This window comes from Streptomyces jeddahensis (assembly GCF_001642995.1).
GTDB lineage: Bacteria > Actinomycetota > Actinomycetes > Streptomycetales > Streptomycetaceae > Streptomyces > Streptomyces jeddahensis.
In genome coordinates this window covers 91,962-103,817 of sequence record NZ_LOHS01000092.1, presented here as the reverse complement: position 1 = coordinate 103,817, position 11,856 = coordinate 91,962, and the positions used below count along the sequence as shown (strand labels likewise).

Annotated in this window: 10 protein-coding genes; 2 read left to right on the top strand and 8 right to left on the bottom strand. The window is 71.6% G+C overall.

Annotated elements, in window-relative coordinates; translation table 11 throughout:
* Positions 1-95 precede the first annotated feature (95 nt).
* A complete protein-coding gene (locus tag STSP_RS41280; RefSeq protein WP_078067378.1) occupies positions 96-338 on the bottom strand; it encodes a LacI family DNA-binding transcriptional regulator in 243 nt (80 codons plus the stop codon).
* A gap of 334 nt (positions 339-672) precedes the next feature.
* On the opposite strand from STSP_RS41280, the gene STSP_RS21525 reads away from it, so the two are divergent.
* Together STSP_RS21525 and STSP_RS21520 are read left to right on the top strand one after the other, a co-directional pair.
* Positions 673-3,489: a glycoside hydrolase family 3 protein gene (locus tag STSP_RS21525; protein ID WP_078067377.1), complete on the top strand. Its 2,817-nt coding sequence runs from the start codon at positions 673-675 to the stop codon at positions 3,487-3,489.
* A 96-nt stretch (positions 3,490-3,585) separates the two neighbouring features.
* On the top strand, positions 3,586-4,074 hold the full coding sequence (locus STSP_RS21520; RefSeq protein WP_067280514.1) for a phosphatase domain-containing protein: 489 nt from the start codon (positions 3,586-3,588) through the stop codon (positions 4,072-4,074).
* Between the two features lie 49 nt (positions 4,075-4,123).
* On the opposite strand, the gene STSP_RS21515 is transcribed toward STSP_RS21520, so the two are convergent.
* From STSP_RS21515 to STSP_RS21480, 7 genes are all read right to left on the bottom strand, one after another.
* Positions 4,124-4,339 (bottom strand): dodecin, encoded by a 216-nt coding sequence (locus tag STSP_RS21515; RefSeq protein WP_067280512.1) that lies wholly within the window; start codon positions 4,337-4,339, stop codon positions 4,124-4,126.
* Positions 4,340-4,457: 118 nt separating this feature from the next.
* Positions 4,458-5,420 (bottom strand): L-histidine N(alpha)-methyltransferase, encoded by a 963-nt coding sequence (gene egtD / locus STSP_RS21510; RefSeq protein ID WP_067280509.1) that lies wholly within the window; start codon positions 5,418-5,420, stop codon positions 4,458-4,460.
* The gene (egtC, locus tag STSP_RS21505; RefSeq protein WP_078067376.1) at positions 5,417-6,262 is read right to left on the bottom strand and encodes an ergothioneine biosynthesis protein EgtC; all 846 of its coding nucleotides are present in this window, start codon (positions 6,260-6,262) and stop codon (positions 5,417-5,419) included. Before egtC ends, egtD begins: the two co-directional genes overlap by 4 nt.
* Entirely contained in the window at positions 6,262-7,680 is a 1,419-nt protein-coding gene (egtB, locus tag STSP_RS21500) for an ergothioneine biosynthesis protein EgtB (protein WP_078067375.1), read from the bottom strand. Before egtB ends, egtC begins: the two co-directional genes overlap by 1 nt.
* Positions 7,677-9,062 carry an ergothioneine biosynthesis glutamate--cysteine ligase EgtA gene (egtA, locus tag STSP_RS21495; protein ID WP_078067374.1) on the bottom strand — a complete coding sequence of 462 codons (1,386 nt, stop codon included), beginning with the start codon at positions 9,060-9,062 and terminating at the stop codon, positions 7,677-7,679. The genes egtB and egtA overlap by 4 nt, the downstream gene beginning before the upstream one ends.
* 485 nt (positions 9,063-9,547) lie before the next feature.
* Positions 9,548-10,015 (bottom strand): type II toxin-antitoxin system PemK/MazF family toxin, encoded by a 468-nt coding sequence (locus STSP_RS21485; RefSeq protein WP_408646341.1) that lies wholly within the window; start codon positions 10,013-10,015, stop codon positions 9,548-9,550.
* Between the two features lie 123 nt (positions 10,016-10,138).
* On the bottom strand, positions 10,139-11,698 hold the full coding sequence (locus tag STSP_RS21480; RefSeq protein WP_107441365.1) for an SPFH domain-containing protein: 1,560 nt from the start codon (positions 11,696-11,698) through the stop codon (positions 10,139-10,141).
* Between the last annotated feature and the right edge of the window lie 158 nt (positions 11,699-11,856).

The following is an 11,856-nucleotide window of genomic DNA, read 5'->3' as shown; positions in this document are numbered from 1 at the left end:
TCGTCCCGTGCTCTGACGTATCGTCAGTAAATGTGTGAACAGGGCCTGTTCGTCCTTCGGCCGCTCACCGCGCAGGGTGGCGGTCAGTCGGCCGATCATGTGGTCGACCGCTGCGCGAGATGTGGCGCGCTCGCGGAAGCCGGTGAGGGTGCGCTCGACGTATCCCGCGGGCCTGCGGTTGATGCCGGTGTGATGTTGCGGAAGAGGCGGCGGGCTGGCGCGTTGGTGTCGGCATCGGGGTGGCCGAGTTCCGTCACGGAACGCATGTGGTTGAGAACGTGGCTGACCGTGCTGGGCGAGATGCCCGCGCGTCTCGCCGCGTCGGCGATGGTCACCATGATGGTGCGCCGACGTCCTTCTGCGCCGCTGCGCCTACGAAGCTTTGGCGGTTCAACGCGTGCGTCATGGTAGCGGCCCTTCCCCCGGAGTGTCGAAGCGCTTCACCTCGATGGGGAAGGTAACGGACATCTTTCATGCGAAACAAGGGGCGGGATACGAGGAAAGTTTCTCAGCCATGGTCCATTGACAGCCTTGCAGCGGCAATGACAGCGTCGATGCGCTTCGACAATCACTCTCAACCCGACATCCGCACCCGCTTGCCGAGGGATCCGTTTCGTGGCTTCTCTGTCCCCATCCGCCGCCCCGTCGCCCTTCCGCGACCCCGCGCTTCCGATGAGCAAGCGCGTCGACGACCTGCTGGACCGGCTCACCCTGGAGGAGCGGCTCGCCATGCTCCACCAGTACGTCCCGGCCGTCCCGCGCCTCGGCATCGCCTCGTTCCGCACCGGAACAGAGGCGCTGCACGGCGTGGCCGGGCTGGGGGTGGCGACCGTCTTTCCCCAGGCCGTGGGGCTGGGCGCCGCATGGGACGAGGATCTGGTGCGCGCCGTCGCCGAGGCCGTCTCGGTCGAAGCGCGCGCTTTCCACCGGCACCGGCCGACCCCGACCGGGTCCGGCACCAACGGCCTGCAGATCTGGTCGCCCGTGGTGAACCTGCTGCGCGACCCGAGGTGGGGCCGCAACGAGGAGGGCTACTCCGAGGACCCGCTGCACACCGCGCGCCTCGGAACCGCCTACTGCCGGGGCCTGGCCGGCGACCATCCGGAATACCTGCGCGCCGCGCCGGTGCTCAAGCACTTCCTCGCCTACAACAACGAGAACGACCGCTGCGTCACCTCCTCCGGCCTGCGCCCCCGCGTACTGCACGAGTACGACCTGGCCGCCTTCCGCCCGATCATCGCCTCCGGCGCGGCCACCGGCGCGATGGCCGCCTACAACCTCGTCAACGGCCGCCCCTGCCATGTGAGTCCGCTCATCGAGGACGAACTGCGGCGCTGGGCCCGGCGGACCGGCCATGAACTGTTCGTGGTCAGCGATGAGGAAGCGCCCTGGAACCTGGTGGAACTGGAGCACTACTTCGAGGACCACGCCACGTCCCATGCCGCCGCGCTGAAGGCCGGTATCGACAGTTTCACCGAACACCGGGAGGACAGCGCGACCGTGATCGGCCGATTGCGGGAGGCGTTGGAGCGCGGGCTGATCGAGGAGGAGGACGTGAACCGGGCGGTGCGCCGCCAGCTGCAACTCCGGTTCCGTCTCGGCGAGTTCGACCCCGACCTCGACCCGTACGTCGGCATCGGCCCGGAGGTGATCGACTGCCCCGAACACCGCGCCCTGGCCCTGCGCGCCGCGACGGAGTCGGTCGTACTGCTCAAGAACGACGGCCTGCTGCCCCTGAACCCTGAGCGAGCACCGCGGATCGCCGTCATCGGGCCGCACGCCGACACGCTGTACGAGGACTGGTACAGCGGCACCCTGCCGTACCAGGTCGGCATCGCGGCCGGCCTGCAAGGCGCGCTCGAAGGCAGCGGCGAGGTGCTCTGCGTGCCGGGCGCCGACCGCATCAAGCTGCTCTCCCGCAGCACCGGCGAGCCGCTGGGCGGAACCGCGTTCGACGTCCAGGAGTGGGGCGACGGCGTCCTCACCCTGTGCGAGGCCGGCACCGGCCGCTACCTCGGCCTCCAGGACGACGCCTCGCTCGCCGCCGACCGGACGCATCTCAAGAACTGGTTCGTCAACGAGACTTTCCGTCTGGAGCCCGCCCCGGACGGCGAGGGCGACACCTTTCTGCTCCGCAACGTGCGCACCGGCCGCTACGCCGCCCTCGATCCCGCCGACGGCCGGGTGCGCGTCAACGCCGCCACCCCCGAGACGGCCGAGCGCTGGCATCGCGAACTGCTGCGCGACGGCGCGGCCGAGGCACGTGCCGCCGCCGAGCAGGCCGACGTGGCGATCGTCGTCCTCGGCAACCACCCGATGATCAACGGCCGCGAGACCGAGGACCGTACCGGAATCGCCCTGCCCGAGACCCAGGAAGCGCTGCTGCGCACGGTCGCCGCGGTCCGCCCGGAGACCGCACTCGTCGTCATGAGCAGTTACCCCTACGCCGTCGACTGGGCCGACGCCCACCTGCCGGCCGTGCTGTGGACGGCCCACGGCGGACAGGAGACGGGCCGAGCCTTGGCAGCCGTTCTGCTCGGCGCGGCCGACCCCGCCGGCAGGCTGCCGCAGACCTGGTACCGGGGCGACGAGGCACTGCCGCACCCGCTCGACTACGACATCATCAAGGCGGGCTGGACGTACCAGTACCACCGGGCCGCACCCCTCTACCCCTTCGGACACGGCCTGTCCTACACCGGCTTCGCCTACCGTGACCTGCGGCTGTCCTCGGCGGTCATGGCTCAGGACGGGGTGGTGGACGTCTCGGTGACCCTGGCCGACACGGGCACGCGGTCCGGGAGCGAGGTGGTCCAGCTCTACGTCCGGGCGGTCGACGCCCGCTACGAGGCGCCCCGGCTCCGGCTCGCGGACTTCCACAAGGTACGGCTCGACCCGGGGCAGAGCCGGGAGGTGACCTTCCGTCTGCCCGCCGAACGACTGGCGCACTGGGACGTCACCACAGGCGCCTTCACCGTCGATCCGGGCCGCTACGAGGTGCTCGTCGCCCGCTCGGCCGAGGACATCGTCCTCAGCACACCGCTCACCGTGACCGGTGTCTCACCCCCACCGCGCGCACTGGTGGGCCGGCACACCCTCGCCGTCGACTTCGACGACTACACCGACATCACCCTGGTCGACGCCACCCGCGTCAAGGGCGATGCCGTCGCCCCTGCGGATCCCGCTCACCCCGCCACCCTGCTCTTCCGCTCCGTTGACCTGTCCGGTGCGTCCCACTTCGAGGCCGACGTCGCGCGCGCGGCCACCGGCCAGGGCGAGGCACGACTGGAGATACGGGCGGGAGACCACCTCCTCACGGAGATCGCCGTACCGGTCACCGGCGACCACCACACCTGGACGACCGTGACCGCCGCGACGGCGACTGTGGGCGACGGCCACCACGACCTGTGCCTCACCCTGCACGGCGACTTCCGGCTGGCCTCCTTCCGTTTCACCGCGCACGCCCCGCGGAGCAAGGAGGGTGCCGAATGAGCACCCCGGCAGGACCCTGCAGCCGGTGCCTTGCTGCAAGACCCCGCAGCCGGGGCCGAGCCACATGTCCCGCGCCGCAGTCCCTACGCTGACCCCGTGACGGACAACAGCAGACCACTCGCCGTGTTCGACCTGGACAACACCCTCGCGGACACCGCGCACCGCCAGCGGTTCCTGGAGCGCAGGCCGCGGGACTGGGACGCCTTCTTCGCGGCGGCCCCGCACGACCCGCCGCTGGCGGAGGGCGTGGCGCTGGCTCTGACGAGCGCCGAGGAGTGCGAGATCGTCTACCTGACCGGCCGCCCGGAACGGTGCCGTCGCGACACCGTCGCCTGGCTGGCCGCACACGGACTGCCCGAGGGCCGCATCTGGATGCGCCGCAACGACGACCGCCGCCCCGCCCGCTTCACCAAGATGGCGATCCTCCGGCGCATCGCCCGCGACCGGGAGGTCCGCGTGCTCGTGGACGACGACGAACTGGTCTGCGAAGAGGCCCGGCGCGCGGGCTTCACCGTCGTACATGCGCGCTGGGCCACACCATCGGCGGACCTGAAGGACGCGCAGGAGCGGGAGGGACGGACGTGACGTACTACGTGTACGTGACGCACTGAAAGAGCCTGCCCGGCGTCTCGGTTCAGTCGCCGTCCTCCAGGCGGAACCCCACCTTGAGCCCCACCTGGTAGTGCTGGATCTCGCCGTTCTCGATCTGACCGCGGACCTGCGTCACCTCGAACCAGTCGAGGTGGCGCAGCGTCTCGTTGGCCCGGGCGATGCCGTTGCGGATGGCCTGGTCGACACCCTCCGGGGAGGTGCCGACGATCTCGGTGACCCGATAGGTGTGGTTCGTCATCTGGCTTGCTCCTCTCGACCGGCTCCCGGGCCGGTTTACTCCACCGTGCCCCACCAGGCCCCGGCGCGCGAGGCGGGCACCGGGACCCGCCGGGGGACGGGCTGGTGGGCAGGGACGCTCACCGCGCCACACTCAGCGACAACGCGAACCGGCCCGCCGTATCCGTCCACCAGCGGGTCAGCTCCAGCCGAGCGGCGGCCAGTTCGGCCGACACGCCGTCCTTGCGGAACTTCGCCGAGACCTCCGTGCGCATCTCCTCGCCCCGTTCGAAATCGACCGCCAGGTCCAGCGCGGGGATCTTCACGGTGAGCGGCTGCAGGGCGCGCAGGCGCATCTCGATCCACTCGCTGCCGCGGTCCCACAGGGCGACGTGGGCGAAGTCGGCCGGGTCGAAGTCGGCGCCCAGCTCCCGGTTGACGACGGCGAGCACGTTCTTGTTGAACTCGGCCGTCACCCCGGCCGCGTCGTCGTACGCGGCCACGAGGACGGACTCGTCCTTGACCAGGTCAGTGCCCAGCAACAGCGCGTCGCCCGGTGCCAGCAGCGAGCGTACGGAGGCGAGGAACCCGGCGCGTTCGGCGGGCAGCAGATTGCCGATGGTGCCGCCGAGGAACGCGACGAGCCGCGGTCCGGGCGTGTCGGGGAGTGCGAGGCCGTTCGTGAAGTCGGCGATCAGAGCGTGCACGTTCAGCCCCGGGCGTTCGGCGAGGAGCGCCTGCCCGGCCTGCGTGAGAGCGCTCTCGCTCACGTCCACCGGGACGTATGTGTGCAGGTCCGGCAGCTCGTCGAGCAGATGGCGCGTCTTGTCGGACGAGCCGGAGCCGAGCTCGACGAGCGTCCGGGCACCGGTGACCTCGGCGATCTCCGCGGCCCGGGCGATCAGGATCTGCCGCTCGGCGCGTGTCGGGTAGTACTCCGGGAGCTCGGTGATCTGCTCGAACAGTGCGCTGCCGCGCGCGTCGTAGAACCACTTGGGCGGCAGCGTCTTGGGGTTACGGGTGAGGCCGTGCAGGACGTCGGCGCGGAGGGCCGCGTCCGTGGCGTCCTCGGGCAGGGTGCGGGTCAGATGGAACGGGCTCACGCAGTCGGCTCCTCGGTCTTCAGGGGTTGATGAAGATCGGTCCCCGGGGCTCCTTGGGGATGTACCTGTGGGTATTCCGGCTCCTCCGGCTCCTCCGGGTCCTTCAGCGGCGTCAGCAGGACGTCGGTGCGGCTTGCGGCGAGCAGCGTCCGGTCGGGCACCTCGCGCCACTGCGGATCGTCGTCGTACGGCTCGGAGGCCACGACGGTGCGGCCGCCGGGCCCGGCGAGATACCAGAGGGTGTCGCCCCAGGCGGTCGCGGCGATGGTCTCGCCGTTGGTCAGCAGGAGGTTGAGGCGGGAGCCGGGGGCGGCGGCCGCCACCTCCAGGACCGTGTCCGCCAGCGCCTGCCCCTCCTCGTCGCCGTTACGCAGCTTGTGCAGGACCAGCGCCCACACCAGCGCGGAGTCGTTGCGTGCCTCCAGCGCGAGCAGCTCTGCGGGCGGCAGCTCCCCGGCGAGTACGGCGAGAGAGCGCGGCCAGCCGGTCACTGCGCCGTTGTGGCTGAACAGCCAGGGACCGGCAGCGAACGGCGCCGCCGCGGCCTCTGCGTCGGCGCTCGCCACGGTCGCGTCCCGTACCGCGGCGAGCAGCGCCCCGGTGCGTACGACCCGCGCCAGGTCCGCGAACGGCTGGTCGCCCCAGACCGGCCCCGCCCGGCGGTACCGGGCGGGCACCGGGTCCCCTTCCGCGTACCAGCCGACGCCGAATCCGTCGGCGTTGACGGTGCCGTGCCGCTGGTGCCGCGGCGCCCACGACTGGCGGTACAGGCCGTGCGGTGGTGCCACGACGAGATCGCCGAACGGCACGGGCGGCCCCAGGTAGGCCAGATGCCGGCACATCAGGCGCCCCCCGTCCGGCCGTTCGCGTCGCCCTCCGTCCTCCTGCTGCCGGCGACGCCGTCCACCAGGCCGTCCGCGACCCCGTCCCCGGGCGTGACGTCCCGGGCGGTGCGGAAGCCCGAGAAGATCTGCCGCCGGATCGGATAGTCCCAGTTGCGGAACGTGCCGCGGCAGGCCACCGCGTCGACGGCGAACGAACCGCCGCGCAGCACCTTGTACTCGGAGCCGAAGAACACCTCCGAGTACTCCCGGTACGGGAACACCGCGAACCCCGGATACGGCAGGAAGTCGCTCGCCGTCCACTCCCACACGTCGCCGATCAACTGCCGCACGCCGAGCGGCGACTCGCCGAGCGCATAGCTGCCCGCGGGCGCCGGACGCAGATGGCGCTGGCCGAGGTTGGCCCGTTCCGGCGTCGGATCGGCGTCACCCCACGGGTAGCGCATCGAACGCCCCGAGCCGGGGTCGTGACGGGCGGCCTTCTCCCATTCGGCCTCGGTGGGCAGCCGCCGGCCCGCCCATCGCGCGTACGCATCCGCCTCGTACCAGCCGACGTGCAGCACCGGCTCGTCCGGCGGCACGGCCTCGGTCACCCCGAAGCGGCGCCGCAGCCACTGCCCGCCCTCGCGGCGCCAGAACAGCGGAGCGGTGATGGAGTGGGCCTTGATGTGCGTGAAGCCCTCCGGCGCCCACCAGCGCGGGTCGTCGTAGCCGCCGTCTTCGATGAACGCCTGGTACGCGGCGTTCGTCACGGGAGTCGTGTCGATGAAGAACGGCGGGACGAGCCGGACATGGGCGGGCCGCTCGTTGTCCAGCGCCCAGGGCTCGGTGGACGTGCCCATGGTGAAGGGGCCACCAGGGACGAGGACTTCGGCCGGTCCGGTGTACGGCGATGACAGGGGCTCCGGGTCGGGCGCCGACAGGGCGGCCGGTCCCTTGCGCAGCTGATGCGTGATCAGCATCGTCTCGTCGTGCTGCTGCTCGTGCTGGGCGATCATCCCGAAAGCGAAGCCCGCCTGGGTCAGCGCCGAACCCTCGAAGGGGGTGCGCTCGAGGACGTCCAGCGCCCGGCCGCGCACCTCAGCCGCGTACCGACGGGCTTCGGAGGGCGGCAGCAGTGGAAGCGAGGGGCGCTCGGCGCGAGGGTGCTCGAACGCGTCGTACAGCGGGTCGATCTCCGGCCGTATCGCCTCCTGCCCCGCGACGGCCCGCAGCAGCCATTGCTCCTCCTGGTTGCCGATGTGGGCGAGGTCCCACACCAGCGGGGACATCAGCGGCGAGTGCTGGGCGGTCAGATCGGGGTCCTCGACGCAGCCGGTGAGCAGGGCGGTGCGGTCGCGCGCGGTGAGCAGCGCCGACAAGGCGCGTTGCCGCAGGGTCTCGGGATCCTGGTCGTCGGTCGCGACGGTCTCGGTCATGGGCGGGCGTCCTTCCCGTGCACGTGATCTCGGTCGAGCAGTTCGGGCCGGTCGAGCAGTGCGGGCTGACCGAGCCGTTCGGGCTGGTCGGGCAGATCGAGCCGGTCCAGCAGGTCGTCGGCGGGGCAGCGTGCCCGTGCGACGTAGCGGTCGGTGAAGGCCGCGACCGCGTCCCGCACGGCCTCGTCGGCACCGAGGCGGGGCAGCGCCTCCTGTGCGGCGGCGAAGCAGATGACGGCGGCCTCGTGCAGTTCGGGATCGTGCAGGGCCTGTCGCGCGGCGCTGAGCCACAGCTCGTTACGCGGTGCGGGCAGCGGGCCCGCGCGTTCGGACAGGGGTTTGACGGTGCGATACGCGGTCTCGGCCGCCTCGGGATCGTCGAACAGCGCGGTCGTCACGGCGAGCGGAACGATCCAGCCGTTCTCGCCGGGCTGGGCGTCGATCATGCGCAGCTCCAGATGGCCGCGCGGCCGTACGGGCGGGAACAGCGTCGTCAGGTGGTAGTCGACGTCCTCGCGGGTCGGCGGACGTGGCTCGCCCGAGCGGGCCCACGCGCGCAGGCTCAGCCCCTCCGGCACGGCCCACGGGCCGTCCTCCGCCCGGATGCACATCACGGGCGCGTCCAGCACGTGTCTGGTCCATGTGGTCCGCGGGTCCCCGTCCAGCGGTGGCGCCGACGACCGGCCGGGCTCGATGTCGGCCCACAGCACCTGCCGCGTCGACCGCCACCCGGTCAGACGCCCCGCACTCAGCGGCGAGTTGGCGAAGGCCGCGACCAGCACGGGCCCCAGCAGATGCGCCAGCCGCCAGCGGCGGCCGTGGCCGAGCGGCCCCGGCTCCTCGTACCCGGCGTCCAGACACACCTGTACGGACGCCGAGGAGCACATCATGTGGCGGCCGGCGGTCCCCGCCCGGTCGAGATACGTCTCCATCGCGTCGTAGCGGGGCTGGTGCAGCAGCCGGGACGGCGGGCACCACGGGTCGGTGCCGAGCCCGGTGAGGGTGAGGCCGAGGGGGCCGAGCGCCGTCCGTACCGCCGACAGATCGGCCGACACGGTCGTGACGCACTCCATCAGCGATGCGGCGGGCAGCGAGCTGAGCTCCAGCTGGCCGCCGGGTTCGACGGTGAGTGCGGAGTGCAGGGGCAGGGCCCGCACTGCGGCGTACGCCGCTTCGAGGCGGGCGGGCGGTACGGGCGGTACGGGGTGCCGTGGCAGGCGGTCACCGGCATGGTCGAAGCCGTGGACGTCGTGGACGAGCCATTCCAGTTCGACACCGACCGAGCGGGGCGGGCCGGTCTTGAAGCAGATGCCGTGGACCAGCGCCTCCACGTCGGCCTCGGTGACCTTCGGGGCGAGATCCGTACAGTCTCCCTCGGACATGCCGGGATCCTCCTGATCTTCAGGTCGGCCTGGTTCTCCGGTCGGGAACCATGCAGCCGCCCCGGCCGTGGGTGGACCGGAACGGCAGCGCTCGTCCCACCCAAACCCCTGTGAGCGGATCGCACAAGAGTGCCCCGAGGGTCGGATTCGTACGGAGAAGGTCTGTTGCACGACAGGTCATGAGGCGCTCACGGGGCGTTCACGAGGGAGACGGGCCAGACGGGGGAGACGGGCGACGCGCACGAGTTCCCGGCTGCGTGGCAGCGCGCAGCACACCACCGGTATGGGCACCGGGTCCGGTACGGGTGGACCCGGCAGATGTCGACGGTCACCGCTCCCACCACGGTAATCGAGGTGGCCGGGGCGAGCAGCCTGGAGGCGGGGCGGAGGCCCGTGACCTGCGGAGACGGGCCCGAAGTCGGGCCAGAAGTCGGGCCCAAGATGGCCCAGAAGACGGGCCAGAAGATGGACCGTCCGCCCCCGGGTCAGCGCCAGCCGTAGCGCTCCCGCAGGCGGTGCACCACCAGGTTGAAACGCATCCGGTCCAGCGCGCACGCCTCCCGCCGCATCCCGCGCTCGTGCACGCGCAGCACCCGGTCGATGTTCACCCACGAGTCGCGTCCCTCGCGGTCCCACGGCCCCTGGCCGATCGGCACCCACTCCCGGTCGTGGTCGTGGCGCTTGCTCGACAGCTGTACGGCGAGCAGCGTGCCGGCCGCCTCGCGGGCGACGACCAGCACCGGGCGGTCCTTGCCGCGCCCGTCGTTCTCCTCGAACGGCACCCAGGTCCAGACGATCTCACCGGGATCGGGATCGCCGTCGTGGGCGGGCGCGTACTCGGTGCGCACCCGGCCCACCCGGCGCGGCTCGGCCTCGGTCGTCGCGGTCGGGCCGAAGCGGCCCGGGGTGTCGTCGATGCGCGCGTCTGCGGTGGAGTCAGTCACGCGGGTCACGGTAGAACCTGCGCCCCCGCGCCCGGAGGGCGGGTCCTCCCGACGGCACACGTGGCACGGGGCCGGCGCCCTTGGCACGCCGACCCCGCCGCCTTGCGTCAACTCCTCTGGCCCACCAGGTCCCTACTTCCCGTCGGACGGTTCGTCGTCCGTCACAGGAACCTTCTCCTTACGTGCAGCGGGTGCGGGTGCGGGTGCGGGTGCGGATGCGGATGCGGATCGGGGCGCGGGCGTGACGCCGTCGAGCCCGTTGAGCGCGGCGGCTCCGTTCGCCGCGCCGCCGTTCTGGTTCATGGTCGACAGCAGCTGACGGGCGAGGCCGAGACCCGTGCCGCCCATGGTGAGCGCCTTGGCGAACATGTCCGACATACCGTCGGCACCGTTCAGCAGGACCATGTGGTCGACGCTGTTGAAGGCGCCGGCGCCCGCCGCCACGATCTCGGGCCAGTTCTCGGCGAGTTGCTGGGCGACGACCGCCTCCTGGTTCTCGGCGAGCGCGGCCGCCCGGGCCTTGATCGCCTCGGCCTCTGCGAGTCCCTTGGCGCGCGTTGCCTCAGCCGCCGCCAGGCCCTTGGCCTGTGCCGCAGCGGCCTCCGCCTCACCGGTCGCACGGGTCGCCGTGGCCGCCGCGGCGCCCCGCGCCTTGGTCGCCTCGGCCTCGGCCGCGGCAGCCGTCTTGACCCGGGTCGCCTCAGCGCTCGCCGCCAGCTCCGTCTCCTTGGCCTTCGCCTGCGCGGCGGAAATACGGGCGTCGCGCTCGGCCTCGGCCAGCGTCCGCTTCTCGTACGCCTTGGCGTCCGCGGGCTTGCGTACGTCGGCCTGCAGCTGCTGCTCGCGCCGGTGCGCCTCGAGTTCGGCGACCCGCGTCTCCTGGACGACGACCTCCTGGCGGGCCCCGGCATCGGCGAGCGGACCGGCCTGCCGGGCCTTGGCGGCGGCCTTGTCGCGCTCGGCCTGGTATCCGGCCTGCAGGATCTCGCTGTCCCGGGTCGCCTCCGCCATCCGCGCGGCGGCCTGCTGCTCGGCCTCGGTGGCGAGGCGGTTGGCCTCGGCCTGCGCGATCCGCGCGTCGCGCTGCACGGCGGCGGCATGCGGCATGGCCAGGTTCTGGATGTATCCGGTCGGGTCCTCGATCTCGTGGATCTGCAGCGAGTCGACGATGAGCCCGAGTTTCTCCATCTCCGTGCCGCATGCGGCACGGGTCTGGCCGGTCAGCTTCTCGCGGTCGCGGATCATGTCCTCGACCGTCAAGCCGCCCACGATGGACCGCAGATGACCCGCGAACACGTTGTGCACCCGCTCCGCCATCAGCTTCTGCTGGTCGAGGAAGCGGCGGCTCGCGTTGGCGATCGACACGAAGTCGTCGCCCACCTTGAAGATGACCACGCCCCGCACCTTGAGCGGAATGCCCTGGTGGGTGACGCAGTCCACGGACAGCTCGGTCTCGTTGAGATCGAGGGACAGTTTGCGCACTGCCTGCACGCCCGGCAGGACGAGCGTGCCGCGACCCGTGACGATGCGGAACCCCATGCCCTCACCGAGCCCCTCGGTGCGGTGCGTGGAGCCCGAGATGATCAGTGCCTCGTTCGGTTCCGCCACCCGCCACATGAGCTTGAACAGACCGATCAGAACGGCGAGAGCAGCGACTGCGGCCCCCGCAACGACGCCGACGAACACCGGCATACGCCCCCTTTGCCTCCAGTACCCGGTCGGTACCGGACGAACGGGAGTGTGCTCCTGCTCAGAGCCGCGGAGAAGACGCTGACGGATCCTTGTCGCAATCTTGACGAAGGCCGTCAACGCCCTTGGCACAAAGGGCGGTCTCCTTGGTACGAGCGGTC